This window comes from Kocuria sp. CPCC 205263, assembly GCF_040981075.1.
GTDB classification, from domain to species: Bacteria; Actinomycetota; Actinomycetes; order Actinomycetales; family Micrococcaceae; genus Kocuria; species Kocuria rosea.
In genome coordinates, this window is sequence record NZ_JAVKPV010000004.1 from 122,072 (window position 1) to 146,217 (window position 24,146).

General features: G+C 74.6%; 23 protein-coding genes. 13 read left to right on the forward strand and 10 right to left on the reverse strand.

Annotated features, from left to right (window positions below):
• Nucleotides 1-44: 44 nt before the first annotated feature.
• Together RF647_RS07540 and RF647_RS07545 are read left to right on the forward strand one after the other, a co-directional pair.
• On the forward strand, nt 45-755 hold the full coding sequence (locus RF647_RS07540) for a DUF5998 family protein (RefSeq protein WP_035924032.1): 711 nt from the start codon (nt 45-47) through the stop codon (nt 753-755).
• A gap of 5 nt (nt 756-760) precedes the next feature.
• A complete protein-coding gene (locus RF647_RS07545) occupies nt 761-1,927 on the forward strand; it encodes an alkaline phosphatase family protein (RefSeq protein ID WP_368811203.1) in 1,167 nt (388 codons plus the stop codon).
• A gap of 146 nt (nt 1,928-2,073) precedes the next feature.
• Here the strand turns inward: RF647_RS07545 and RF647_RS07550 are convergent, their stop codons facing one another.
• The gene (locus RF647_RS07550) at nt 2,074-2,832 is read right to left on the reverse strand and encodes a hypothetical protein (RefSeq protein ID WP_368811204.1); all 759 of its coding nucleotides are present in this window, start codon (nt 2,830-2,832) and stop codon (nt 2,074-2,076) included.
• Nucleotides 2,833-2,988: 156 nt separating this feature from the next.
• Nucleotides 2,989-4,389 (reverse strand): septation protein SepH, encoded by a 1,401-nt coding sequence (gene sepH / locus RF647_RS07555; RefSeq protein WP_368811205.1) that lies wholly within the window; start codon nt 4,387-4,389, stop codon nt 2,989-2,991.
• Nucleotides 4,390-4,688: 299 nt separating this feature from the next.
• Here sepH and RF647_RS07560 point away from each other — a divergent pair, with 299 nt between their 5' ends.
• Complete coding sequence (locus tag RF647_RS07560) at nt 4,689-4,988, forward strand: DUF4193 domain-containing protein (RefSeq protein ID WP_017834172.1); 300 nt, start codon at nt 4,689-4,691, stop codon at nt 4,986-4,988.
• A 93-nt stretch (nt 4,989-5,081) separates the two neighbouring features.
• Here the strand turns inward: RF647_RS07560 and RF647_RS07565 are convergent, their stop codons facing one another.
• On the reverse strand, nt 5,082-5,603 hold the full coding sequence (locus tag RF647_RS07565; RefSeq protein ID WP_368811206.1) for a DUF3093 domain-containing protein: 522 nt from the start codon (nt 5,601-5,603) through the stop codon (nt 5,082-5,084).
• 54 nt (nt 5,604-5,657) lie between these two features.
• Here RF647_RS07565 and dut point away from each other — a divergent pair, with 54 nt between their 5' ends.
• The 4 genes from dut (at nt 5,658) to RF647_RS07585 (ending at nt 8,090) form a co-directional block, all read left to right on the forward strand.
• Complete coding sequence (gene dut / locus RF647_RS07570) at nt 5,658-6,143, forward strand: dUTP diphosphatase (protein ID WP_368811207.1); 486 nt, start codon at nt 5,658-5,660, stop codon at nt 6,141-6,143.
• A gap of 73 nt (nt 6,144-6,216) precedes the next feature.
• On the forward strand, nt 6,217-6,960 hold the full coding sequence (locus RF647_RS07575) for a DUF3710 domain-containing protein (protein ID WP_368811208.1): 744 nt from the start codon (nt 6,217-6,219) through the stop codon (nt 6,958-6,960).
• A gap of 3 nt (nt 6,961-6,963) precedes the next feature.
• Nucleotides 6,964-7,368, forward strand: a complete 405-nt coding sequence (locus tag RF647_RS07580; RefSeq protein WP_368811209.1) for a hypothetical protein — start codon at nt 6,964-6,966, stop codon at nt 7,366-7,368.
• Nucleotides 7,365-8,090, forward strand: coding sequence for a DUF3159 domain-containing protein (locus RF647_RS07585; protein WP_368811210.1), 726 nt, complete (start codon nt 7,365-7,367; stop codon nt 8,088-8,090). The genes RF647_RS07580 and RF647_RS07585 overlap by 4 nt, the downstream gene beginning before the upstream one ends.
• Nucleotides 8,091-8,105: 15 nt before the next feature.
• On the opposite strand, the gene RF647_RS07590 is transcribed toward RF647_RS07585, so the two are convergent.
• A complete protein-coding gene (locus tag RF647_RS07590; protein ID WP_017834178.1) occupies nt 8,106-8,789 on the reverse strand; it encodes a TrkA family potassium uptake protein in 684 nt (227 codons plus the stop codon).
• Entirely contained in the window at nt 8,789-9,535 is a 747-nt protein-coding gene (locus tag RF647_RS07595; RefSeq protein WP_017834179.1) for a TrkA family potassium uptake protein, read from the reverse strand. The genes RF647_RS07590 and RF647_RS07595 overlap by 1 nt, the downstream gene beginning before the upstream one ends.
• Nucleotides 9,536-9,621: 86 nt before the next feature.
• On the opposite strand from RF647_RS07595, the gene RF647_RS07600 reads away from it, so the two are divergent.
• The 4 genes from RF647_RS07600 to dxs all read left to right on the forward strand — a co-directional run bounded on the left by RF647_RS07600 (nt 9,622) and on the right by dxs (nt 18,231).
• A complete protein-coding gene (locus tag RF647_RS07600) occupies nt 9,622-11,622 on the forward strand; it encodes an APC family permease (protein WP_368811211.1) in 2,001 nt (666 codons plus the stop codon).
• A complete protein-coding gene (locus RF647_RS07605) occupies nt 11,619-13,031 on the forward strand; it encodes a class I SAM-dependent RNA methyltransferase (protein WP_368811212.1) in 1,413 nt (470 codons plus the stop codon). Before RF647_RS07600 ends, RF647_RS07605 begins: the two co-directional genes overlap by 4 nt.
• Before the next feature lie 167 nt (nt 13,032-13,198).
• A complete protein-coding gene (locus RF647_RS07610; RefSeq protein ID WP_368811213.1) occupies nt 13,199-16,024 on the forward strand; it encodes an aconitate hydratase in 2,826 nt (941 codons plus the stop codon).
• A 167-nt stretch (nt 16,025-16,191) separates the two neighbouring features.
• Nucleotides 16,192-18,231: a 1-deoxy-D-xylulose-5-phosphate synthase gene (gene dxs / locus RF647_RS07615; RefSeq protein WP_368811214.1), complete on the forward strand. Its 2,040-nt coding sequence runs from the start codon at nt 16,192-16,194 to the stop codon at nt 18,229-18,231.
• 7 nt (nt 18,232-18,238) lie between these two features.
• Here the strand turns inward: dxs and RF647_RS07620 are convergent, their stop codons facing one another.
• Complete coding sequence (locus tag RF647_RS07620) at nt 18,239-18,676, reverse strand: Rieske (2Fe-2S) protein (protein WP_368811215.1); 438 nt, start codon at nt 18,674-18,676, stop codon at nt 18,239-18,241.
• A 246-nt stretch (nt 18,677-18,922) separates the two neighbouring features.
• Between RF647_RS07620 and RF647_RS07625 the strand changes: the two genes are divergently transcribed.
• Nucleotides 18,923-19,363, forward strand: a complete 441-nt coding sequence (locus RF647_RS07625) for a hypothetical protein (RefSeq protein ID WP_368811216.1) — start codon at nt 18,923-18,925, stop codon at nt 19,361-19,363.
• Between the two features lie 129 nt (nt 19,364-19,492).
• Here the strand turns inward: RF647_RS07625 and RF647_RS07630 are convergent, their stop codons facing one another.
• The 3 genes from RF647_RS07630 to msrB all read right to left on the reverse strand — a co-directional run bounded on the left by RF647_RS07630 (nt 19,493) and on the right by msrB (nt 22,098).
• Nucleotides 19,493-20,788 (reverse strand): HRDC domain-containing protein, encoded by a 1,296-nt coding sequence (locus tag RF647_RS07630; protein ID WP_368811397.1) that lies wholly within the window; start codon nt 20,786-20,788, stop codon nt 19,493-19,495.
• Nucleotides 20,789-20,891: 103 nt separating this feature from the next.
• A complete protein-coding gene (locus RF647_RS07635; RefSeq protein ID WP_368811217.1) occupies nt 20,892-21,560 on the reverse strand; it encodes a DUF3000 family protein in 669 nt (222 codons plus the stop codon).
• A 103-nt stretch (nt 21,561-21,663) separates the two neighbouring features.
• Nucleotides 21,664-22,098: a peptide-methionine (R)-S-oxide reductase MsrB gene (gene msrB, locus RF647_RS07640; protein WP_017834188.1), complete on the reverse strand. Its 435-nt coding sequence runs from the start codon at nt 22,096-22,098 to the stop codon at nt 21,664-21,666.
• 168 nt (nt 22,099-22,266) lie between these two features.
• Here msrB and RF647_RS07645 point away from each other — a divergent pair, with 168 nt between their 5' ends.
• Nucleotides 22,267-23,580 (forward strand): alpha/beta hydrolase family protein, encoded by a 1,314-nt coding sequence (locus RF647_RS07645; protein ID WP_368811218.1) that lies wholly within the window; start codon nt 22,267-22,269, stop codon nt 23,578-23,580.
• A 68-nt stretch (nt 23,581-23,648) separates the two neighbouring features.
• On the opposite strand, the gene RF647_RS07650 is transcribed toward RF647_RS07645, so the two are convergent.
• Nucleotides 23,649-24,140: an aminoacyl-tRNA deacylase gene (locus RF647_RS07650; protein WP_368811219.1), complete on the reverse strand. Its 492-nt coding sequence runs from the start codon at nt 24,138-24,140 to the stop codon at nt 23,649-23,651.
• Nucleotides 24,141-24,146: the final 6 nt, after the last annotated feature.

A 24,146-nucleotide genomic window follows, 5' to 3' on the forward strand; every position in this document is an offset into this window, starting at 1 on the left:
GCCCGTGTTGGGCACTGGCGCGGCCGTGGGGGAAAATGGCCCCCATGACGTATTCAGGTGAGCGCGGCCAGCGGCTGGTCGAGGACATCAACAAGGCCGGCTTCTACCCGCAGCTGGTGATCGACGTGGTCCAGGACTCCCTGGACGGCCGGTCCCCGGTCTCCCACCTCGTGCAGCTGGAGACCCACATCGACCGCACGGAGGTGCACCGCCACACCACCGTGCTGGTGCTGGCCGAGGACGTGCTGCACGTGACGCACGTGGACGACGAGGAGTTCGACGAGGGCGGCCGGGACGTGGTGGCACGGGTCTCCACGGAGACGGTCGGCATCTCGCAGATCCGTTCGGTCACGCTGAGCTACTCGTACTACCAGCCGGCCAACTACCGGCCGGACAGCCCGATCTCCGAGGTGACGCTCGCCATCGCGTGGACGGGCACCCTGCACGTGGACCTGGCGCCCGCACTCTGCGAGGACCCCCAGTGCCAGGCCGACCACGGCTACACCGGCACGGCCGCCCGGGAGGACATCGTGCTGCGGATCAGCGCGGAGGCCGACGGCCCGACCGCCGTGGAGGGCGCGCGGGAGTTCGCGCGCACGCTGCGCCGGGCCAACCTCTCCCCGCTGACCGACGGCGCGCAGATCGCCCAGCCGGCCCACGGGCGCACGCCGGCCCCGCGACGGGCGGCCGCCGCCACACCGCGCACCCGGTTCACCGATCGGTTCACCGGCCGGGACAGCGGCGCCGCCCGGTGAGGGCGGTGCAGGAGGTCCTGCCCGCGCTGCCCGCCGACCTGCCGGGGCCACCGCGCTACGGCAGCCGCTCGGTCGCGGAGGTCATGTCCTCGGCCGCGGCGTCCCTGGGCGTGCCCGGCTTCCGAGACGCGCTGGGGCTGCCCGCCGCCCGGAGGGTCGTCGTCGTCATGGTGGACGGTCTGGGACGGGCCCAGCTGCGGGCCCGCGCCGGGCACGCCCCGGGCCTGGCCGGCGCGCAGGGCCTGGCCACCCTGGACGCGGCGTTCCCCACGACCACGGCGGCCTCGCTGGCGTCCCTCGGCACGGGCGCGGCCCCCGGGGCGCACGGACTCGTGGGCTACGACGTGCTGGACCCCGACCGGGACCGGGTCGTGAACCAGCTCGGCGGCTGGGACGCCGCCGTGGACCCCCGGGTGTGGCAGCCGCTGCCCACGGTGCTCGAGCGCGCCGCCGAGCACGTGGACGTGGTCACGGTCAGCCGGCACCGATTCGCCGGCTCCGGGCTCACCGACGCGGCCCTGCGCGGGGGCCGGTTCGTGGCCGCGGAGGGGCCGGCCGCGCGGGTCAGCACCGCGCTCGACCAGCTCGCCGCGGGACGCGACGCCCTCATGTACTTCTACTGGGACGAGCTCGACCGCACCGGCCACGCCCGGGGCTGGGAGTCCTGGGAGTGGACGGCCCAGCTCGAGGAGCTCGACGCATCGCTGCGCCGGCTGGTCGCGCGCGTGCCGGCCGGCACCACGGTGCTGGTGACCGGTGACCACGGCATGGTGGACGTCCCGCGGGACGCGCGCGTCGACTTCTCCGAGCTCCCGGGGCTGCTGGACGGTGTCCGGCACACGGCCGGCGAGCCCCGCACGGTGCAGCTGCACCTGGAGCCGGACGCGACGGCGCAGGACGTCCGGGCGCTCGTGGCCGCCTGGCGGGAGCAGTTCGGGTCCCGCGTGTGGATCCTCTCCCGGGAGGCCGTACTCGACGCCGGCTACTTCGGTCCGCCGGCGCTCGTGCGCGACGCGGTGCGCGGGCGCATCGGCGACCTCCTCGTGCTGGGGCGGGAGCCCCTGGCACTGTTCGACCTGGGCCGGCTCCGCCCGAGCGTCCTGTCCATGGTCGGCCAGCACGGCTCGCTGACGCGCGCCGAGCGGGAGGTCCCGCTCCTGCGCCTGGCCTGAGCGCCCGCGCACCGGGAGCCGGCCCAGGGACGCCGCGCCCGGTGAGCCGCCACCGGGTTGCCGCGCCGGGTGAGCCGCCACGAGGCGGCCGCGCAGCGCGGCGATCCGGTTGCCGCGCCGGGTGGGCCGCGGCCGGGGGCCTGCGCTCAGGGTGCCGGCGAGGCGTCCTCGGCCGTGTCCTCCGTGGTGGCCTCCTCGGTCCCCGCCTCCTCGGTCCCCGCCTCCTCGGTCCCCGCCTCTGCGGCGGCCGGGCCGGCGTCCTCCTCGTCCGTGTCGACGTCCTCCGCGCCGGCCTCGTCGTCCTCCGCGGGCGCTCCCGGGGCGGTAGCACCGGGATTCGCCGGGGCCGGTGCGGACGGCGCCGGCGCCGGCGGCGGGGGCGGGGGCGCGGGGACCACGGGTTGCGGCGGGACCGGGGCGGGCACGACGGGTTCGGGCACGACGGGCTCGGGGACCACGGGTGCCGGGGGGACGTACGGCGCCGGGGGCGCCACGGGCTCCGGGGCGGGGGGAGGCGGTGCCGGCTCCTCCGCCGAGGGGCTCGGCGTGGGGGAGGGCGTGCGCGAGCGCGACGGCGTGGGCGACGCGGTGGGCGTGCTGGTGGGCGTGGCGGACGGCGAGCTGGTCACCGCCGGGGCCGGGGTGAACTCGGCCTCCCGGCCGGCGCCGAAGAGGTCGCGACCCACGCCGCCCAGGTAGAGCGCACCCGCGCCGGCCAGGACCACGAGCACGACCGCCCCTAGGACCAGCCCGGCGACGAACCGTCCCGGCCCGGAGCCGCGGACCAGCTCGGCCGGCGCCTCCGGAGCGGCCGAGGCGCCGCGGACACCGGGGTCGCCGGGGTCCGGGGCGGCGGCGTCGCGCTCGTCGTCCCCGAAGAGGTCGTCCTGGATGGAATTGCCCATGTCGTGCTGCCCCTGACGTGGTGTCGTCCGTCCGGGCCGCGCGCGGGATGGGGGAGCGCACGAGCCCGGAGGGACGGCGCGGAGCCGTCCCCTGCTGCGTGCACTCTAGCGCGTGCCGGGCCGGCGGCGCCGGACGGCGCGCACCGGCGCCGGGGCTCAGTCGGACGAGCTGCCGAAGACGATCTCGTCCCAGCTGGGCACCGAGGACCGCGCGGGGCGCCGTGCCTTGGCGGTCTTGTTGCGCGGGCGGGGCCGTTCGGGCGTGGTCTCCTCGGCGGGGCCGGAGTGCTCGGGCTCCTCGCCGGGGACCGCGGGGGCCGGGCCGGCGGAGCGGTCGCCCCGGACGTCGTCGTCCCGGGAGCTCCCGGTCACGGAGTCCTGGGTCGCAGAGTTCTGGGCTGCGGAGTCCTCGGCCGCGGGCGCCTCGTCCCGCGACGCGGCGGTGTCCGGTCGCGCCGCGGACCGCTCGGTGCCGTCGTCGACGCCCCGCTCCCGCCCGGCCTCCCGGAAGGTCTCCGAAGCGGTCCCCGCCACGGTGTCCCGGGCGCTGGCACGAGCGGCGGGGGCAGCGGGCGCGGTGGGCTCGGCGACGGGATCGTCGGCGGGCTGCACGGTGGCGGGCCCGTCCGCCCGGGGCGCGGGCTCACCGACCGGTGCCGGCTCCGGGAACCGGGTGGCCGGCTGGAAGGGGCGGTCGAAGACGGAGCTGTCCTCGGGTGCGGCCAGAGGGCGGGGCCGCCGCTCGACGTGTCCCATGCCGCGGCCCAGGATCTCGGCGAGGGCGTCGTCCCCCTCGGCGTCCTCGCCGATGCGCTGCCCGCGGCGGGCCTGCAGGACGTCGAGCAGGTCGTCGGCCTCCACGGCGGACCGGCGCAGCTGCGTGAGCTCGGGGTCGAGGCCCCCGTCCAGGACGCCGAGGCCCGTGCCGAGCGGCGTGTCCGGGGTGCCGGCCTCCGTGAGGGCCTCCGCCCACGCGTTCGTGGGACGGACGCTCTGGTTCGCCGGGTTGTAGAGCCACTCGGCCAGCGGCTCGTCGTGGGCGGGCGCGGCGGCGCGGTCCACCACGGAGAACCGGGCGACCACCGCCCACAGGTGGTCCTCCCGCTGCCAGGAGTCCCACTCGAGGGAGGAGGGGTCCACCCCGAGGTCGGCGGCCCGGTGGGCGACGGCGCGGCCCAGGGTCAGGGGTTCGCCCTCGAAGACGGAGTGGTAGCCGCGGTGCGCGGAGCGGTCCTCGATCTCGACCTTCTGGGCCTCGGTGGCGATGTGGGCGCGCTCGGCGAGGATCGGCCACTCGTAGCGGCGGACCCGGGAGGCCTCCCACCCGCTCTCGGCCACGATCTCCTCGACCGTGGCCCCGGAGCGGAACCGGGCCTGGATCTCACGCGGCCCGAACTGGCCCGTTCCCCGCTGGCGGGCGCCCGGCAGCCGCCGGGCGCGCTGGACGGCCAGGCGCAGCTCCTGGTCGATCCGCAACAGGTGGCGGGTGCCTGCCTCGTCCTCGACGACCAGGTGCTCACCGTCGTCGTGCACACCTGCCAGGCGCAACTGCTCCATGCTGTCATTCCTCCGGGTGGTTCTCGGGTGCGCTCGGGGTCGTCGAGCGGGCGCTGCGGGGCGGGTCCGTCGGTCGCGGCCGACGTGCCGGCCCGGACCCGCCCCCAATCCTACTGGCCGTCGCGCGCCCCGGCCGGAGGTCGCCCGCGGACGGGCCCGGCCGCGTGTTCGCGGGCCCGTGACGGGGTTGGATTTTTGCCCTCGGATGGTGAACAATCTACGCGACACAGAGCCCGGAGGGCGGCGCACAGCCGTGCCGGAGCCCGCCCTCGGACCCCGCATTGGAGCGAAGACCGGACATGGCCACTGATTACGACGCGCCGCGCAAGCAGGAGGACGAGCTCAAGGAGGACTCGATCGAGGAGCTGCAGACGCGCCGCACCGATGCGCAGTCCGGCACCGTCGACGAGGACGAGGCGGCCGCGGCCGAGAGCTTCGAGCTGCCGGGCGCGGACCTCTCCAACGAGGAGCTGTCCGTCGTCGTGCTGCCGGCCCAGGAGGACGAGTTCACCTGCGGCTCGTGCTTCCTGGTGCGCCACCGCTCCCAGATCGCCGAGGAGCGGGGCGGGGTCAAGTACTGCGTCGAGTGCGTGGGCTGAGCCCCACGGGGCCGAGCTCGTCCGGAGAACCGGAGCACCCCGTCGCGACGGTCGTCGCGGCGGGGTTCTTCCGTGCGGTGGCGGCGGGCGCGCTCACGGGCGCGCGGACAGCACCTCGACGATCCGCTCCGGGTGCCGGGTGGAGGTGAGCCAGTACGGCGTGGGGTCCACGGGGTCGGTGATCCGGATCCGCACCACGGGGCCCACGGATGCCCGGAAGTTCATGAAGGCCCGCCCGTCCAGGTCGGGGCCGCGGACCCTGCGGACGTCGTCGCCGCGGAAGGCCTCGGCCTCGCCCACGAACCGTCGCTCGATGCGGGCCCGGCCGACCTGCAGGGACTCGTCGGTGACGACGATGGTGCTGCTGGAGGCCACGAGGGCCACGGCCGCGCCGCCGCCGACCACGACGGCTGCCGCTCCGGCCACCCACGGGTCGACGGGGGCGAGCGCGACGAGGGCGACGACGCCGGCGAAGAGCACGAGCAGCCACATCCACCACGCGGGGGTGAGCTTCTCCTGGTAGAGGATCTCGGCGCCGGGCCGCTCGGAGGAGGACCGGCGGGGTTCGCGGGGGCCGTCGGCCGGGGACGCAGTGGAGGACGCAGGACGGGACATGCCTCTAGCGTCTCACGACTGCGCCCGGGGTCCGGCGCGTTAGAGTGGGGCACTGTGAACGACCAGTCGACAGGCCACCGGCCGCCGTCGGGCAACGGGCGCCCGCTCAGCATCGCGCTGCAGGCCCTCGACCCGGACCTTCCCCTGCCCGTGTACGCGAAGCCCGGAGACGCGGGCGCCGACCTGCGCTCGCGCGAGGACGTGGTCCTCGGCCCCGGTCAGCGGGCCCTGGTGCCCACGGGGGTGGCGATCGCGCTGCCCGAGGGGTACGCCGGGTTCGTGCACCCCCGCTCGGGTCTGGCGGCCCGGCACGGGATCACGGTGGTCAACGCCCCGGGCACGGTGGACTCCGGCTACCGGGGCGAGATCATGGTCACCCTGCTCAACACGGACGGCGCCGAGCCCTTCACCGTCCGCCGCGGCGACCGCATCGCCCAGCTCGTCGTCCAGCGCGTCGAGCAGGCCGTCTTCGAGCTCGTCGACGTGCTGCCCGAGTCGGCGCGCGGCGGGACGGGGTTCGGCTCCAGCGGCACCGCCTGAATCCACGAGCAGACCCCCCCCACGAGCTCACGCCACGAGCCGGCACCGCGTGCCGGCGGAGGAGAACGACACCATGTTCGGTCGCAAGAAGAAGAAGGCCGCGGCGCAGGACGCCGCCCCGCAGCAGCCGGAGGCCGCGCCGAGCGCGGAGGACGCCGCGGCGGCGCGGCGGCGCGAGCCGCAGGGCCCGCTCGACGTCTCCCAGGTGGAGGACCGGGACGGCTACCTCGATCTCGGCGCCGTGCTCGTGCGTCCCCGCCCGGGGCTGGGGGTGCGGCTCGAGGTGGACGAGCGCACGCAGCGCCCCCGTGCCGTCGCCCTCGACCTCGACGGCGGCTCGGTCCAGGTCCAGGCGTTCGCCGCGCCCCGCTCGGAGGGGCTGTGGGACGAGGTCCGCCGCGAGCTGGTGCAGTCGCTGCGCTCGAGCAACGGCGAGCCGACGGTCGAGAAGGGCCCGTTCGGGCTCCAGGTCGTCACCCGCTTCCCCGCCACCGCCTCCGACGGGACCCGCGGCTTCCGCCTCGCTCGCTTCGTGGGCGTCGACGGGCCGCGCTGGTTCGTGCGGGCGGTGTTCACGGGCACCGCCGCGGTGACCGCGGAGTCGGCCGCGGCCCTCGACGAGGTCGTGCGCGAGCTCGTGGTGGTGCGCGGCGACCGGCCCATGCCCCCCCGGGAGCTGCTGACGCTGGTCGTGCCCGAGGACGCGGTCCGTTCCCCCGCCCCAGAGACGGAGACGGAGACGGAGCCTGAGCCTGAGCCGGCTCCGGAGCCCGTGCGGCCGCCGCGGCGCGGACCCGAGATCACCGAGATCGGCTGAGCCATGACGAGAACAGGCGCCGGCGAGTTCCGGCCGACACCGGGGACGGGGTCCATCGACGTGGTCGCCGAGGCGCCCGTGTGCGCAGGCGACCTCGACCCCTCGACCGCCGCCGGGAGCCGGCGCCGGGTGATGGCGACCGGTCTCGTGGTGGAGGTGACCGTGCCCCCGGTGACCGGCGCGCAGAACTACACCGCCCTGCTCGCCCCGGACTGCCCGCAGGCGCCGGGGGACGAGGGCCTGGCCGCCCCCCGGCCGCTGCGCCTCGTGTGGCACGGCCAGCGCACCGTGCCGGGCGTCACCGCGGGGACGCGGCTGCGCTGCGTGGGCGTGGTGAGCTTCCGGGACGGGCGCCCCTCGATGTTCAACCCGCGCTACGAGATCATCGCGAAGCAGGTCAGCAGATGACGGATCCCCAGGAGCCCGGGTGCGCCGGGGACGGGCCGGGGCGCGGCCACGACGTGGAGCGCTCGATGGCCGCCTACGCCGCGCGCTCGGGAATGCGCCGCAAGGACAACGGGCAGCTCGACGTGCTGCACGCCGTCGGCGGCTGGCGCGGTCTGGCCGAGACGATCCTTCCGGGCTTCGTGTTCCTCGCCGTGCTGCTCGTCGGCAACGCCCTCGGGGTCGCGCTCGCCGCGTCCCTGGGCACGGCCGCCCTGTTCACCGTGCTGCGCCTGGTCCAGCGCCAGAGCCTGGTCCAGGCCGTGTCCGGGTTCGTGGGCGTGGGCGTCTGCGCGCTGTTCGCGCGGGCCACCGGCGAGGCGCTGGACTACTACGTCCCCGGCTTCTGGATCAACGCGGCCTGGTTCGGGGGCCTGGGCGCGTCCCTGCTCCTGCGCTGGCCGCTGCTCGGCGTCTTCTACGGCTACATCCGCGGGGAGGGCGCGCAGTGGCGCGACGTCCCGGTGCGCCGCCGCGCCTACCAGGTGGCCACGGTCATGCTCATGGCGATGTTCGCGGCCCGCCTGCTCGTGCAGGTGCCCCTGTACTTCGCGGAGAACCTCACCGGCCTGGGCGTGGCGCGGCTGGTCATGGGCGTGCCGCTGTACGCGCTGACCCTGTGGCTCGCCTGGCTCGTCTCCCGGCCCCCGGAGCAGATCGCCGCCCAGGAGCAGGACACCCCCTGAGGCCCCGGACCGCGCTCAGCTCCGGTGCGGCTCGTGCCGGCCGGCCGTCGTGAACATCGCGCGCAGCTGCGCCTCGCCCTCCGTGGTGGAGACGAAGAACAGCTGGTCGGCGCCCTCCACCACGTCGTCCCCCGAGGGGGTGATGGGCACCCCGTCGCGCAGGATGGCCACGAGCGTCACGTCCGGCGGCCACGGCACCTGGGAGACCATCGTGGCGATGATGGGGTGCTCGTGCGGCACCGTGTAGGCGGAGAGGGTCGCCCCGCCCGTCTGCAGGGTCAGCAGCCGCACCACGTCACCCACCTCGACCGCCTCCTCCACGAGCGCGGTCATCAGCCGCGGCGTGGACACGGCCACGTCCACCCCCCACGCGTCGTCGAAGAGCCACTCGTTCTTGGGGTTGTTGACCCGGCCCACCGTGCGGGGCACGCCGAACTCGCTGCGCGCCAGGAGGGAGACCACCAGGTTCGCCTTGTCGTCGCCCGTGGCGGCGACGACGACGTCGGTCTCCTCCAGCCCGCCCTCCCGCAGCGTGGAGAGCTCGCAGGCGTCACCGATGATCCACTGGGCCCCGCGCAGGTCCGAGCGGCCGATGACCTCGGGCTTCTCGTCGAAGATCACCACCTCGTGCTGGTGGGACAGCAGCTCCCGGGCGATCGAGGCGCCCACGGCGCCCGCGCCCACGATGACCACGCGCATCAGGATCCTCCCCGGGAGGTGTCGTCGGAGCCGGGCGCGTCGTCGGACTCCCGGCGCAGGGAGTTGGCGAAGTCGAGCACGTCCGGGCCGGGCGGGCGGGACAGGACGCGGGACACGGCCTCGACGTCGTCGGTGCGCATCATGGCGTGCACCACGTCCCCCTGCTGGTAGCTCATGTCGGGACCGGGCAGCACGCCCTCCCCGAAGCGCGTCACGAACGCGATCCGCACCCCCGTGGCCTCCTGGATCGCGTCCAGGTGCAGCCCGGACCACGAGTCGTCCAGGGACAGCTCGCCCAGCTGCAACCGTCCCGAGGCCTCGCGGAAGTCGGCCGTGATCGTCTGCTCGGGCAGGATCCGGCGCAGCGCCTGGTCGGCGCTCCAGCGCACGGCGGCGACGGTGGGGATCCCCAGCCGCTGGTAGAACTCCGCCCGGGAGGGGTCGTAGATGCGGGCCACCACGTGGCGGACCTTGAACGTCTCGCGCGCCACGCGCGCCGCGATGATGTTGGAGTTGTCCCCGCTCGAGACGGCCGCGAAGGCGTAGGCCTCCTCGATCCCGGCCCGGCGCAGCACCTCCTGGTCGAAGCCGAGGCCGGTGACCTTCTTGCCCTCGAAGGACTTGCGCAGCCGCCGGAAGGCGCGGTCGTCCTGGTCGATCACCGCCACGGTGTGCCCGGAGTCCTCGAGGGTGTGGGCGACCATCACGCCGACGCGCCCCACTCCCATGATCACGAAATGCGCCATGCGTCCCAGCCTAGGTCACCCCGGGGCGCGCGGCCCGCACGGGGCGCGGCGGACAATCGGTGCGGGACGGACTACCGTGGGGAGCCGTGCAGAGCATTCCCCGGGCGCTGAGGCGAGCCCTCGTCGGCAAGCCCATCCACAACGAGCGGTTCAGCGACGCCGTGCTGCCCAAGCGCACGGCGCTGCCGGTCTTCTCGGCGGACGCCCTCTCCTCGGTGGCCTACGCCCCCGACGAGATCATCCTCACCCTCGCGCTCGCGGGGACCACGGCCGTGGCGGTCTCCCCGTGGGTGGGCCTGGCCGTGCTCGTGGTGCTCACCGTGGTGATCACCGCCTACCGGCAGAACGTGCGCGCCTACCCCTCCGGCGGCGGCGACTACGAGATCGTCTCCAAGAACCTCGGCCGCACCGCGGGGGTGGGCGTGGGCGCGGCCCTGATGGCCGACTACGCCCTCGTCGTGGCGGTGTCCATGGCCACCGCCGCCCAGTACGTCACCGCGGCGCTGCCCGCGCTCGCCGGGCGGCGGGTGGAGCTGGCCGTGGCCGGGATCCTCTTCGTGGGGCTGCTCAACCTGCGCGGGCTGAAGTTCATGGGCCGGGCCGCGGCCGTGCCCACCTACTTCTTTCTCGCGGTCCTGACCGCGCTGCTGCTCGTGGGCCTGGTCCAGGACCTCACCGGCTCCCTGGGGGACGCCCCCAGCGCCGGCCGGGAGGTCCTGCCCGCCGCCGGCTTCGACGCGGGGCTGGCCGGTCTCGCGGGCGCCCTGCTGGTGCTGCGGGCCTTCTCCTCCGGGGCCGTGGCGCTGACCGGCGTGGAGACCATCACCAACTCGGTGCCGTACTTCCGCAAGCCCCGCGCCGCCAACGCGGCGGCCACCCTGGGCGTGCTCGGGGCGATCTCGGCGGCCCTGCTGGCCGGGGTGCTGTACCTCGCGGACCGCACGGACGTCGTGGTCGTCGGCGACCCGGAGGAGCAGCTGCTCGTCGACGGCCGGCTCCCCGGCCCCGACTTCTTCCAGGACCCCGTGCTGGGCCAGCTCGCGAAGACCGTCTTCGGCACCGACTCCCTGTGGTTCTTCGTGCTCGTCGCCGCGACGGTGGGCGTGCTGATCCTCGCCGCGAACACCGCCTTCTCCGGCTTCCCCACGCTGGCGTCCCGGCTGGCGCGGGACGCCTTCCTGCCCCGGCAGCTGCAGGCGCGCGGGGACCGCTTCGCGTTCACCAACGGCATCCTGCTGCTGCTGCTCGTCGCCGTAGTGCTCACCGTGGCGTTCGGGGCCAACGTCAACGGCCTCATCCAGCTCTACATCGTGGGCGTGTTCGTCTCCTTCACGCTCACCCAGGCCGGCATGGTCCGGCACTGGGCGCGCGTCCGGCGGATGCGCCCGCACCCCGGGGTCCGCCGCGAGCTGTTCGTGCGCCGGGCCGTGGCCCTGGTCGCCTTCGTGCTGTGCGCGGCGGTGCTCGTCGTCGTCCTCGTCACCAAGCTCACCCAGGGCGCGTGGATCACCATCGTGGCCATCGTCGTCCTCAGCGCGGTCATGGCGGGGGTCCGGCGGCACTACGACGCCGTGGACGCCGAGCTCGCGCTGCAGCCCGACTCCCCGGTCCGGGCCCTGCCCTCGCGGGTGCACGCCATCATCTACGTCTCCTCCGTCCGCAAGCCCCTCATGCGCGCCCTGGCCTACGCCCGGGCGTCCCGGCCCTCGACCCTCGAGGCCGTCGTCGTGGACACGAACGCCGCCGCCACCCGCCGGATCCTCGACGAGTGGCGCCGCCTCGAGATCCCGGTGCCCGTCACCGTGCTCCACGCGCCCTACCGGGACACCATCGGCCCGGTCCTCGACCACGTGCGCGGGGTGCGCCGCAAGTCGCCCCGGGACCTGGTCGTGGTGTACCTGCCCGAGTACGTCGTGCGGCACCGGTGGGAGCGGCTGCTGCACAACCAGGCCATCCGGCCGCTGCGGGCCCGCCTGCACCAGGAGCGCGGGGTCATGACGGCCTCCGTGCCCTGGCACCTGTCCTCCGCCTCCGGCCAGGACACGGGCCCCGAGTCCGCCCCCGAGCAGAGAGCGTCCCGCCCGTGACCCCGTCCCACCCCCCGGCCCCCGCCGAGCCCGCCGTCCCCGTCGAGCTCGAGCTGCGCCTGGGCCCCGTCGCCCACGGCGGCCACACCGTGGCCCGCACCGGCGAGGGCCGCGTGGTGTTCGTCCGCCACGGCCTGCCCGGCGAGCTCGTCCGCGTCCGCCTCACCGACAGCGGCCCCGAGGCCCGGTTCTGGCGCGGCGACGTCGTGGCCGTCCTCGAGGCGGACCCCCACCGGCGGACCGAGCACGTGTGGGCCCCGGCCGACCCCCTGCTGACCTGGCGGCGCGGCGAGCCGCCCGTCGGCGGCGCGGAGTTCGGCCACGCCGAGCTGGAGGCCCAGCGCGCCCTCAAGGCCGCCGTGGTCACCGAGCAGCTCACCCGCCTGGCCGGGCTCGAGACCGAGCTCGTCGTCGAGGCCATGCCGGGGGAGGACCCGCAGGGCCGCGGCTGGCGCACCCGGGCGCACTTCGCGGTCGACCCCGCGGGGCGGATCGGGATGCACCCCCACCGCAGCGCGGCCGTCGTCCCGGTGGACGGCTTCCCGCTCGTGGTCCCCGCCATCGACGCCCTGCGGCTCGGGCGGCTCGACCTGCGCGGGGCGGAACGGGTCGACGTCGCGGCCCCCGCCGACGGCGGGACGCCGCTGGTGCACCTGAGCATGGCCGACGGGGCCGACCCGCACCGGCTGCGCCGCGAACTGGCACGGCTCACCACGGACCGGGACGTCTCCGTCACCGCCCGCGCCGAGCGGCAGCGCGAGCCCGAGACGTGGGCGGGCCGGCCGTCGGTCGCCGAGCACGTGGGCCCGCACCGGTGGGAGGTCTCCGCCGAGGGGTTCTGGCAGATCCACCGCGCCGCCCCCGCCCTGCTGCACCGGGAGGTGCCCGCAGCCGCCGCGGCGCGCCCCGGGGAGCACGCCCTCGACCTCTACGCCGGCGCCGGACTGTTCACGGCCGCGCTCGCGGACGCCGTGGGGGAGACGGGCACGGTCCTGGCCGTCGAGGGCTCGCCGGTCACCAGCGCCGACGCCCGCCGCGCCTTCGCCGGCCGGCCGGGGGTCCGCGTCGAGCGCGGGAGCGTGGACAAGGTGCTCGCCCGGACCTGGCCGCAGGCGGCGCCGGCCCGTGGCCGCCGGCCGGCGCGGGGAGGCCGCCCGGCCCGGAGCGGCGCGGCCCACCCCGACGTCGTGGTCCTGGACCCGCCCCGGGCGGGCGCCGGACGGACCGTCGTGGACCAGCTCGTGGCGCTGGCCCCGCGCCGGATCGTCTACCTCGCGTGCGATCCGGCCACGCTGGCGCGGGACCTGGGCCGGTTCCGCCGCGCCGGGTGGCACGTGCGGTCGGTGCGCGCCTTCGACATGTACCCGAACACCCACCACGTCGAGACCCTGGCGGTCCTGGAGCCCTGACGGACGCCGCCGCCCGCTGCGTGACGGCGACCGCCGGGAGTCGTTCGGAGTCACCGGGCTCACACGGGCTACACTGGCGGATGACTGTTCACGGGAGAACCTCCGGCCCTTCGCCGGTGTCCTCCCGCGGGCGTTTCCAAGACGGTGGCGAGAGGAGTTCCACGCATATGAGCACGGTGGACAGCTTCGGGGCCAAGGGCGTACTCGACGTCAAAGGCACCGAATACGAGATTTTCCGACTGAACACGCTGGAGGGTGCGCAGAAGCTCCCGTACAGCCTGAAGGTTCTGCTCGAGAACCTGTTGCGCACCGAGGACGGCGCCAACATCACCTCCGAGCACATCGAGGCCCTGGCCAACTGGGACCCCACGGCCGAGCCCAGCATCGAGATCCAGTTCACCCCGGGTCGCGTGATCATGCAGGACTTCACGGGCGTGCCCTGCATCGTGGACCTCGCGACGATGCGCGAGGCCATCGCGGACCTCGGCGGCGACCCCGCCCGCGTGAACCCGCTCGCCCCGGCCGAGCTCGTGATCGACCACTCCGTGCAGATCGACTCCTTCGGGACCTCGGACTCGATCGGGATCAACATGGACATCGAGTACCAGCGCAACGGGGAGCGCTACCAGTTCCTGCGCTGGGGCCAGACGGCGTTCGACGACTTCAAGGTCGTCCCCCCGGGCATGGGCATCGTCCACCAGGTCAACATCGAGAACCTGGCGCGCGTCGTGATGACCCGCGAGGTCGACGGCGTGCTGCGCGCCTACCCGGACACCTGCGTGGGCACCGACTCGCACACCACCATGGAGAACGGCCTCGGTGTGCTCGGCTGGGGCGTGGGCGGCATCGAGGCCGAGGCCGCGATGCTCGGCCAGCCCATCTCCATGCTCATCCCGCGCGTGGTCGGCTTCAAGCTGACCGGCCAGATCCCGTCCGGGGCCACCGCCACCGACGTGGTGCTGACCATCACCGAGATGCTCCGCGAGCACGGCGTGGTCGGCAAGTTCGTCGAGTTCTACGGCGAGGGCGTCGGCGCCGTGCCCCTGGCCAACCGCGCCACCATCGGCAACATGAGCCCCGAGTTCGGCTCCACCGCCGCGATCTTCCCGATCGACGACGTCACCCTCGAGTACCTGCGCCTGACCGGCCGCTCCGACGAGCAGATCGACCTCGTCGAGGCGTACGTCAAGGAACAGGGCATGTGGCACGACCCGTCCGAGGACATCACCTTCTCGGAGTACCTCGAGCTGGACCTCTCCACCGTGGTCCCCTCGATCTCCGGGCCGAAGCGGCCGCAGGACCGCATCTCGCTCACCGACGCGAAGGCGCAGTTCCACGAGGACATCAAGAACTACGCCACGCACGTCGACGACGACGCCTCCGGCGACACCGTGGACGACGTCGCGGCGCAGTCCTTCCCGGCCTCGGACGCCCCCGGCTACACCGCGGACGACCACCAGTCGGAGGCGGACCGCCCGCGCGAGCACCACGCCTACGCCGAGGACGGCCGCCCGAGCAAGCAGGTCCCCGTGACCATGCCCGACGGCCGCGAGTTCGAGCTCGACCACGGCGCGGTGTCCATCGCGTCGATCACCTCGTGCACCAACACCTCGAACCCGTCGGTCATGATGGCCGCCGCGGTGCTGGCGCGCAACGCCGTCGAGAAGGGGCTCAAGGCCAAGCCCTGGGTCAAGACCTCGATCGCCCCGGGCTCGAAGGTCGTCACCGACTACTACGAGAAGTCCGGTCTGGTGCCGGCGCTCGAGGAGCTCGGCTTCTTCATCGTGGGCTACGGCTGCACCACCTGCATCGGCAACTCCGGTCCCCTCGAGGACGAGATCTCCCAGGCCATCCAGGACAACGACCTGGCCGTGACCTCGGTGCTCTCGGGCAACCGCAACTTCGAGGGCCGCATCAACCCGGACGTGAAGATGAACTACCTGGCGTCCCCGCCGCTGGTCATCGCCTACGCCCTGGCCGGCAACATGGACTTCGACTTCGAGAGCGAGTCCCTGGGCCAGGACGCCGACGGCAACGAGGTGTACCTCAAGGACATCTGGCCGGACCCGGCCGAGGTGCAGAAGATCATCGACGCGTCCATCGACACGGAGATGTTCACCCGCGAGTACGGCACCATCTTCGACGGCGACGAGCGCTGGCAGAACCTGGACACCCCCACCGGAAAGACGTTCGAGTGGAACCCCGAGTCCACCTACGTCCGCAAGCCCCCTTACTTCGAGGGCATGACGATGGAGACGACCCCGGTCGAGGACATCACGGGTGCCCGCGTGCTGCTGAAGCTGGGCGACTCGGTCACGACCGACCACATCTCCCCGGCGGGCTCGTTCAAGTCCGACACCCCGGCCGGCAAGTACCTCATCGAGAACGGGGTCCAGCGCAAGGACTTCAACTCGTACGGCTCCCGCCGCGGCAACCACGAGGTCATGATCCGCGGCACCTTCGCCAACATCCGGATCAAGAACCAGCTCCTGGACGGCGTGGAGGGCGGCTACACCCGCGACTTCACGCAGGAGGGCGGCCCGCAGGCCGCCGTCTACGACGCCTCAATCAACTACCAGGAGGCCGGCGTCCCGCTGGTCGTGCTGGGCGGCAAGGAGTACGGCTCCGGGTCCTCCCGCGACTGGGCCGCGAAGGGCACCTCCCTGCTGGGCGTCAAGGCCGTCGTCGCCGAGAGCTACGAGCGCATCCACCGCTCGAACCTCATCGGCATGGGCGTGCTCCCGCTGCAGTACCCGGCCGGGGAGTCCGCGGACTCCCTCGGTCTGGAGGGCACGGAGACCTTCGACATCCAGGGCGTGACCGGGCTCAACGAGGGCACCACCCCGAAGACGCTCAAGGTCACCGCCACGAAGGAGGACGGCTCCACCGTCGAGTTCGACGCGGTCCTGCGCATCGACACGCCGGGCGAGGCCGACTACTACCGCAACGGCGGCATCCTGCAGTACGTGCTCAGGAACATCGCGAGGTCCTGATTCCAGGGCGTTCGCAACACGCAGGGGCCCGGTCCGGGAACGGACCGGGCCCCTGCGCGTCGTCGGCCCTGTCGGGGCGAACGAGTAGGATCGGGGGAGCGCGCCGCCCCGGCCCCTAGGGACCGACGGCGCGAGCGACCACGACGCCGAGGACTGCGGGAGAAACCATGAGCGTGCTGGAGCGGGTGTCCGGGCCCGAGGACCTCGCGGGACTGAGCCGCGCGGAACTGGGCCGGCTGGCCGAGGAGATCCGCGAGTTCCTCGTCACCCACGTCTCCGCGACGGGCGGCCACCTGGGACCCAACCTGGGTGTCGTCGAACTGACCCTCGCGGTGCACCGGGTCTTCGACTCGCCCAAGGACTCCGTCGTCTTCGACACCGGGCACCAGTCCTACGTGCACAAGCTACTCACCGGCCGCAAGAACTTCGAGACCCTGCGCCAGGAGGGCGGTCTCGCCGGCTACCCAGACCGGCGCGAGTCGGAGCACGACATCGTCGAGTCCTCGCACGCGTCCTCCTCCCTGTCCTGGGCCGACGGCATCTCGCGCGGCTACGCGATGACCGGCCAGCACGACCGGCACACGGTGGTGCTGGTGGGGGACGGGGCGCTCACCGGCGGGATGGCCTGGGAGGCCGTCAACAACATCGCCTCCGACCGCGACCGCAAGGTCGTCATCGTGGTCAACGACAACGGCCGCTCCTACGCCCCGACCGTCGGCGGCTTCGCCAACCACCTCGCGGAGCTCCAGGCCAGCGTGCAGCAGGGCGTGGACGCCGTGCGCACCGACCGCCGCTACGAGCAGACCCTCGAGACCGTGAAGGACCTGCTGAAGCACTCCGGCCCCGTCGGGGAGATGTTCTACCGCGGTCTGCACGGGATGAAGCAGGGCATCAAGGACGTCGTGGTGCCCCAGGGCATCTTCGAGGACCTCGGCATGAAGTACGTCGGCCCCGTCGACGGTCACGACCTCGAGGCCGTCGAGCAGGCTTTGAGCAACGCCAAGAACTACGGCGGACCGGTCATCGTGCACGCGATCACCGAGAAGGGCCACGGCTACGGGCCCGCAACCGCGAACGTGGACGACCAGTTCCACGCCGTGGGCGTCATCGACCCCGTCACCGGCCGCTCCACGGCCACGAGCTCCGAGCGCAGCTGGACGGCCGTGTTCCGCGACGAGATCGCCCGGATCGCCGACGAGCGCGAGGACGTCGTCGGCATCACCGGCGCCATGCTCATCCCCGTGGGGCTGCAGAAGATGCAGGCCGCCCACCCCGACCGGGTCGTGGACGTGGGCATCGCCGAGCAGCACGCCATCGCCATGGCCGCCGGCATGGCCTACGGCGGCCTCCACCCCGTGGTAGCCCTCTACGCGACGTTCCTCAACCGCGGCTTCGACCAGCTCCTCATGGACGTGGCGCTGCACCGGGCCGGCGTCACGGTCGTCCTCGACCGGGCCGGGGTCACCGGCCCGGACGGCCCCAGCCACCACGGCATGTGGGACCTCGCGCTGCTCCAGATCGTGCCCGGGCTCCACCTGGCCGCACCGCGCGACGAGCCCACCCTGACCGAGGAGCTGCGCGAGGCGGTGGCCGTCGACGACGCCCCCACCGTCATCCGGTACCCCAAGGGCGCCGTGGGCGCCCCCGTCCCGGCCGTCGAGCGGCTGGCGGACGGGGTGGACGTGCTCGCGCGCCGCGGCGGCGAGAGCGGGACCGAGGGCGCCCGCCGGGACGTCCTGCTCGTGTCCGTCGGCGCCATGAGCGCTCTGGCGCTGGACGTGGCCGACCGGCTCGAGGCCCACGGCGTCACCTCCACCGTGGTCGACCCCCGCTGGGTGCTGCCCGTGCCGGCCTCGGTCATCGAGCTCGCCGCCCAGCACCGGATCGTGGTGGTCGTCGAGGACGGCGTGCGCGCCGGCGGGATCGGCTCCCGGATTCGCCAGGAGATGCGGGCGGCGGGCGTCGACACCGCCCTCAACGAGGTGGGACTGCCCACGGAGTTCCTCCTGCACGGCTCCCGCTCCCAGGTCCTCGCGCGGGTAGGGCTGACCGCCCAGCGCGTCGCCCAGGACACGCTGGCCTCCGTGCTCGGCACCCGGGTGCCCTACGCGCGACCGGTGCAGGGCGCGGCCGCCGGCCAGGGCGCCGTGCCCGACACGGCCGAGGACGCCCGCGGGGCGTCGCTGCCGCGGTCGCACCGGGGCTGAGCCCCGCTCAGCCGAGCAGGATCCGCCCGTCCGTCACGCTCGCGGGGTACGGCTCCAGCCCGGACTCGGCGGGTCCGGCCAGGACCTCACCGGTCGTGGGGTCGAACTGCGAGGAGTGGCACGGGCAGAAGTAGAGCTCCTCCTGCGGGGCCACCATGCACCCCTGGTGCGGGCACACGGGGAAGAACGCGACGACCGTGTCCGGGTCCGGGCGGCTCACGACGGCCTGCACGCCGTCCCGGTCGAACTTCACGGCCGAGCCCACCGGCAGGTCCTCGACGGCGCCCGCGTCCACGGGGCCGGAACCCGCGGGGGCGGGGCCGCCGCCCGTCGACGGCGGGGCGTCGGCGGTGCACGCGGTGAGTGCCGCGGTCGAGCCGGCCCCGGCCAGGCCGAGAACAGTGCGCCGGGACGGGGCGGACGGGGTGGTCGGGCGCTCGGGCATCGGGGTCCTCTCGACGGCGGGGTGCGGGTCCGCCGTCAGTCTAGGCGCCGCGCCCCACCCCCGTGCGCTGCCTGCCCGAGGGCGCCCCGTGCGGTGATCGCTGTGAGCGGAGCCACACGGGGCCGGTGTCCGCCGCGCCGGTTCATCAGTAGGATGATGAAGACATCAGTCAGCGGGACGGGCCGTGCACGACCAGCTCGTCCTCGGGCCCGGCAGCCGCGCCGGGACGGACGGAAGGACAGCACCATGATCAAGCGACTCATCTTCGTCACCGGATTCGGGGTCGGCTTCGTGGTCGGCTCGGCCTCGGGCCGCAAGAGCTACGAGGCCCTCAAGCAGAACGCCGTGAAGACGTGGCACGACCCCAAGGTCCAGGAGAAGGTCTCCGAGGGCACCGACTGGGTGAAGTCCGAGGTGCCCGTGGTCGGCGGGAAGCTGGCCGACAGCGCCAAGAAGGCCGCCGACACGGTGGGCACCAAGGCCGCCGACGCCTCCTCGTCCGTCAAGGAGAAGGTCTCCGGGTCCTCGGCCGGCACGGAATCCTCGAGCGGTGCCACCGCCGGGGCTTCGACCGCCGGGACCTCGACCACCGGCTACGCCGACCTGCAGGACGCGAAGCCGGTGACCCCGGAGAGCCCCCTGGACCCGGCCGAGCCGCACCCGGCCCCCGGCGACACGCAGCACTGACCCGCCGGCGCCCGCCCGCAGCACCGCTGCCGCAGGACGCGGGCCGCGGGGCGCGCGGAGCCCGGCCCGCACAGGAGGAAGGGCCCCGGCCGTCGGCCGGGGCCCTTCCTCCGCCCCGGGGGGAGCGGCTCACGCGGCGGGCTCGCCCTCGTCCCCGGCCGGCGGCTGGTCGCGCTCCACCTGGCGCGCCGCGCGCTTGCGGGCTCGCAGCTCCCGCCAGGCCGGGCCGAGGACCGGGGCCGTCAGCTCGACCTGCCACCGGCGCGCCCCGAGGTCCCGCAGGCGGTCCGCCACCGCCTGGTCGGTGGTGCTCTTCGGCGGCTGCCAGCAGAAGCGCCGCAGGTGCTCGGGGGTGAGCAGGTTCTCGGTGGGCAGCTCGTGCGCCTCGGCGAGCTCGGCGACGAGCGGCTTCAGGACGCGCAGCCGTGCTGCGGCCTCGGGGCGCTTGACCTCCCACGCCTTCACGGGCGGCAGGGCGTCGGACTTCACGGTGAAGGGGACAAGCTCCGTGGCCGTGCGGGCCTCGGCGATCGCCCGCAGCCACCGGGGCGCCTCCCGAGCCGCGAGCCGGCCGTGGAAGCCGGGGGTGTCGAGGAGCTGCGGCACGGTGCGCGGCATGGCGGCCGCGGCGGCGACCAGGGCGGCGTCGGGCAGCAGCCGGCCGGGGGCGACGTCCTTGTGCTGGGCGAGCCGCTCCCGCTCCTCCCACAGCCCGCGCAGGGCGGTGAGCTGGCGCCGGCCCTTCACCTTGTTGAGCCCCGACGTCCGGCGCCACGGGTCCTGGCGCGGGGGAGCGGGCTCGGCGGTGCGCACGGCCTCGAACTCCTGGAGCGCCCAGTCCAGCTTGCCCTTCTCCCGCAGCAGCTCCTCCATGGCCCAGCGCAGCTGAATGAGCATCTCCACGTCGAGCGCGGCGTAGTTCAGCCAGTCCCTCGGCAGGGGTCGCTTCGACCAGTCCACCGCGGAGTGCTCCTTGGCCAGCGTGTAGCCCAGCAGCTCCTCCGTCTCCGCGGCCAGGCCCACGCGCCGGAGCCCCGCGATGCGCCCGCCCAGCTCGGTGTCGAAGAGCCGGTCCGGCTCCATGCCGAGGGCGCGCAGGGAGGGCAGGTCCTGGGTGGCGGCGTGCAGCACCCACTCGACGCCGGAGAGCGCCTCGCCCAGCACGGCCAGCGAACCGGTGGCCTCCGGGTCGATCAGCACGGTGCCCACGCCCTCGCGCCGCAGCTGCACGAGGAAGGCGCGCTGCCCGTAGCGGAAGCCCGACGCCCGCTCGGTGTCGATCGCCGCCGGGCCGGAGCCCGCGGCGACGGCGGCGGCGGTCCGCTCCAGTCCTGCCACGGTGTCGATGACGGGAGGGATCCCGTCGAACGGGGCCGCGAGGTGGACGCTGTCGGGGATCTCGAAGTCCTCGAAGCCGGCGACCACGGGGGTCGAGGGCTCGTCGGGCGCGGATCGGCGGTCGGCTGGGCTGGTCAAGGAGCGTCTTCGATTCTGTGTCGGCCCCGGCGGGGCGCGGTCGGTTCGGTGGTCAGCGGCGCGGGTGCAGCACGGTCACGCCCCGGGGGTACGGGGGCAGGCCCGCGAAGGTGCAGACCGTGTCGGCCCAGGCCGCCAGGTGCGGTGCCACGTCGGAGCCGTCGGGCGTCCAGGAGGCCCGCAGCTCGACGTCGGCCCCCTCCTCCTGGTCGCCGAGCAGACCGAAGCCCTCGGCGAGGACCCGGGACGCGGTGCCGCCCTCCCGAGAATATCCGGCCCGGTGGCGTTCCAGGGCCTCGAGGAGCCAGGTCCACGCGTGCGCGCCCGCCGTGTCGTCGCAGCCGATCTCGCGGCTCGCGGCCGCGCGGGCCCAGGTGACGATGCGGAACGGTCCGCCCCAGGCCGTCGGCTCGGACGGGTCGTGCAGGAGCACGAAGCGTCCCGTGGCCAGTTCGTCCTCCGGGGCGCCGGGCGCCCGGTCCGGGACGGCGGCCGCGCCGGCGTCCTGCGCCGCTGCCAGACCGGCCGTGAGGGCCGGGGCGCGGGTCGGCGCGGGCGGTCGCCGCACCTCGGCGCGCACCGCGGCCGCGAACGGCGCGAGGTGCGTCGGGGCCGGGATCGCCGTGAGCTCGACGCCCTCCCGGTGGCCGGTGCGGCGCAGCTGCTCGAGGGCGTCCTGGAAGTCCTGATACACCTCGGTCAGGTCGTTCACCGCGCTCACACTGGAAGGGTAGGCCGTCGGGGCGTCCCGGCCCGTCGTGCCACGCCGCGAGCGCGCGATCAGCGTGGTCCCGGTCACCCCGGTCCCGTCCGGGTGGGACCGCTCAGGAGCCGGCGGGCACGAGGCGGACGGAGACGGAGTTGATGCAGTACCGGAGGTCCGTGGGGGTCGGGAAGCCCTCGCCGCCGAAGACGTGGCCCATGTGCGAGTCGCAGGCGGCGCACCGGACCTCCACCCGCTCCATGCCCAGGGCGGTGTCCTTGATGTAGCGGACCCGGTCCTCGGCCAGCGGCGCGTAGAAGGAGGGCCAGCCGCAGTGCGCGTCGAACTTGGTGTCGGAGCGGAAGAGCTCCGCCCCGCACGCGCGGCACTCGTAGACGCCCTCGGCCTTCGTCTCCCAGTACTCGCCGGTGAAGGGCCGCTCCGTGCCCGCCTCGCGCAGCACGTGGTACTCCTCCGGGGACAGGATCGAGCGCCAGTCCTCCTCGGTCCGTCCGGTGGCGTCGGGGCGGTCGCCGTGCCTGGTGGTCTCGCTCATGGTGTGGTCCTCCGGGATGTGGTCGGTGCTCCGGGCGGCGGTCCCCGCACGGGGCCCGCCCGGCGGTCCGCACGGGGCGGCTCGGGGCCTGCGGGGCGCGGACCGCCCGGCCAGCACAACGACGCGTCCCTCCCGGTTATGCCCGGGCTGCGTGGAAGACTGGGGGGCATGCCCCGTCGCCCCCTGCCGGTCCCCGCCGCCCCCGAGCCCCAGTTCGCGACGCAGTGGGCGCGCGGTGCCGTGGTGGGCGCGGCCGTCACGGTGGGCGCGGCGTCCCTGTCCTTCGGGCTCTCGAGCGCGGCGGCCGCCTACTTCGCGCGGCAGGTGGTGGTCCCGCCGAAGTACCGCTCCGAGGACCTGCAGATCCTCGGCGTCACCCGCACCGGCGAGGACGGCGACCCGTCCGCGACGACGCTCGTGCGGCTCCCCGCCACGGTGGACACGACCGTGGCCGGGACCTACAGCCTGCGCTTCGACGCGGGCCGCGGTCACGCCCGGATCGGCGCCATCCGCTCCTACTCCCCCCGGGAGGGCACCGTGACCCGGGTGGTCGAGGAGGTCTACTCGGGGGACCTCTCCCGGGCGACCCGCGGCTTCTGGTCCGGGACGGTCTACCCGGACCCCGGGGCGGCGGGCCTGCCGTTCGAGGAGGTGGAGATCCCGATCGAGGTCGGGCCGGCACCCTGCTGGGTGGTCCCCGCGGAGGGTGGACCGACGCCGGAGGGTGAGCGGCCCCGGGTGCTCCCGGGTCCGTGGGCGATCATGGTGCACGGGCGCGGCGCCAACCGGATGGAGACGGTCCGTGCCGTGCCGGTGGCGCGGGAGCTCGGGCTGACCTCCCTGCTGATCTCCTACCGCAACGACCGGGAGGCGCCGCCCACGCACGACTTCCGGTACGGGCTGGGCTTCACGGAGTGGAAGGACGTGCAGACGGCGATCAGCTACGCGAAGTCCCGCGGCGCCACTCAGATCGTGCTCTTCGGCTGGTCCATGGGCGGGGCGATCTCGCTGCAGACGGCGGACCTGTCCTTCTACCGGGACGACATCGCGGCCCTCGTGCTCACCGGCCCGGTGGTCGACTGGTTCGAGCTGATCGCCCACCACTCCCGCTCCCGCCGGATCCCCTCGGGGATCGGCCGGCTGGCCACGAACCTGATTTCCCACCCGGCGGGGCGGATGCTGACGGGCCTCGCCGCTCCGGTGGACCTCCAGGCGCTCGACTGGCTCTCCCGGTCCGAGCACCTGCGCACGCCCACCCTGGTGCTGCACTCCGTGGACGACGAGTTCGTCCCGGCCGCCAGCTCCCGCCGGCTCGCGGAGCTCAACCGGCTCGTGGAGTTCGTGCCCTTCGCCCGCGCCCGGCACACCAAGGAGTGGAACGTGGACCCGCAGCGCTGGGAGGACGCCGTGCGGCGGTGGCTGCCCGCCCGGCTGGCCCAGGACGCCAGGACCCTCGGGCCCGTGCGCGCGCAGCGGAGCTGAGGCCCGGACCGCAGCGCGGCGGCGCTGAGATCTGGTCGGGGCCGCGGCCCGGCGGCGCCGAGACCAGGTCAGGAGCGCAGCGCGGCGGTGCGCCCGCCCGTGAGCCGCAGCAGCTCGGCCGGCGGCAGCTCGACGTCGAGCCCGCGTCGCCCGCCGGAGACGAGGACCGTGGGCCACGCGTCCGCGGAGTCGTCGAGCAGGGTGGGGGAGGGCGTCTTCTGCCCGAGGGGCGAGATGCCGCCCACCACGTACCCGGTGCGTCGCTCCGCCAGTCGGGGCTCGGCCAGGGCGGCCCGTTTCCAGCCCAGGGCCGCCGCCGCCGCGCGCAGGGACAGCCGCGCGGAGACGGGCAGCATCGCGACCGCCCAATCCCGCTCGTGCACGACCAGCAGCGTCTTGAACACCTGGTCCGGGTCGCGCCCCAGCGCGGCGGCGGCCTCCAGGCCGTAGGACGCCGCCGCCGGGTCGTGGGCGTACTCGTGCACGGTGAAGGCCACCCGCTCCCGCGCCAGGAGCGCGACGGCTGCGGTGGGGCCCGCTCCGCGGGGCGCCTTCGCCATGCCGGT

What these genes read in the sequence shown, in the direction of transcription:
- RF647_RS07620 (WP_368811215.1), bottom strand. Translation starts at nt 18,676, where the DNA reads ATGCCCGAGCGCCCGACCACCCCGTCCGCCCCGTCCCGGCGCACTGTT.
- RF647_RS07610 (WP_368811213.1), top strand. Translation starts at nt 13,199, where the DNA reads ATGAGCACGGTGGACAGCTTCGGGGCCAAGGGCGTACTCGACGTCAAA.
- msrB (WP_017834188.1), bottom strand. Translation starts at nt 22,098, where the DNA reads ATGAGCGAGACCACCAGGCACGGCGACCGCCCCGACGCCACCGGACGG.
- RF647_RS07650 (WP_368811219.1), bottom strand. Translation starts at nt 24,140, where the DNA reads ATGGCGAAGGCGCCCCGCGGAGCGGGCCCCACCGCAGCCGTCGCGCTC.
- RF647_RS07560 (WP_017834172.1), top strand. Translation starts at nt 4,689, where the DNA reads ATGGCCACTGATTACGACGCGCCGCGCAAGCAGGAGGACGAGCTCAAG.
- RF647_RS07575 (WP_368811208.1), top strand. Translation starts at nt 6,217, where the DNA reads ATGTTCGGTCGCAAGAAGAAGAAGGCCGCGGCGCAGGACGCCGCCCCG.
- RF647_RS07585 (WP_368811210.1), top strand. Translation starts at nt 7,365, where the DNA reads ATGACGGATCCCCAGGAGCCCGGGTGCGCCGGGGACGGGCCGGGGCGC.
- sepH (WP_368811205.1), bottom strand. Translation starts at nt 4,389, where the DNA reads ATGGAGCAGTTGCGCCTGGCAGGTGTGCACGACGACGGTGAGCACCTG.
- RF647_RS07625 (WP_368811216.1), top strand. Translation starts at nt 18,923, where the DNA reads ATGATCAAGCGACTCATCTTCGTCACCGGATTCGGGGTCGGCTTCGTG.
- RF647_RS07645 (WP_368811218.1), top strand. Translation starts at nt 22,267, where the DNA reads ATGCCCCGTCGCCCCCTGCCGGTCCCCGCCGCCCCCGAGCCCCAGTTC.
- RF647_RS07580 (WP_368811209.1), top strand. Translation starts at nt 6,964, where the DNA reads ATGACGAGAACAGGCGCCGGCGAGTTCCGGCCGACACCGGGGACGGGG.
- RF647_RS07565 (WP_368811206.1), bottom strand. Translation starts at nt 5,603, where the DNA reads ATGTCCCGTCCTGCGTCCTCCACTGCGTCCCCGGCCGACGGCCCCCGC.
- RF647_RS07590 (WP_017834178.1), bottom strand. Translation starts at nt 8,789, where the DNA reads ATGCGCGTGGTCATCGTGGGCGCGGGCGCCGTGGGCGCCTCGATCGCC.
- dxs (WP_368811214.1), top strand. Translation starts at nt 16,192, where the DNA reads ATGAGCGTGCTGGAGCGGGTGTCCGGGCCCGAGGACCTCGCGGGACTG.
- RF647_RS07550 (WP_368811204.1), bottom strand. Translation starts at nt 2,832, where the DNA reads ATGGGCAATTCCATCCAGGACGACCTCTTCGGGGACGACGAGCGCGAC.
- RF647_RS07595 (WP_017834179.1), bottom strand. Translation starts at nt 9,535, where the DNA reads ATGGCGCATTTCGTGATCATGGGAGTGGGGCGCGTCGGCGTGATGGTC.
- RF647_RS07540 (WP_035924032.1), top strand. Translation starts at nt 45, where the DNA reads ATGACGTATTCAGGTGAGCGCGGCCAGCGGCTGGTCGAGGACATCAAC.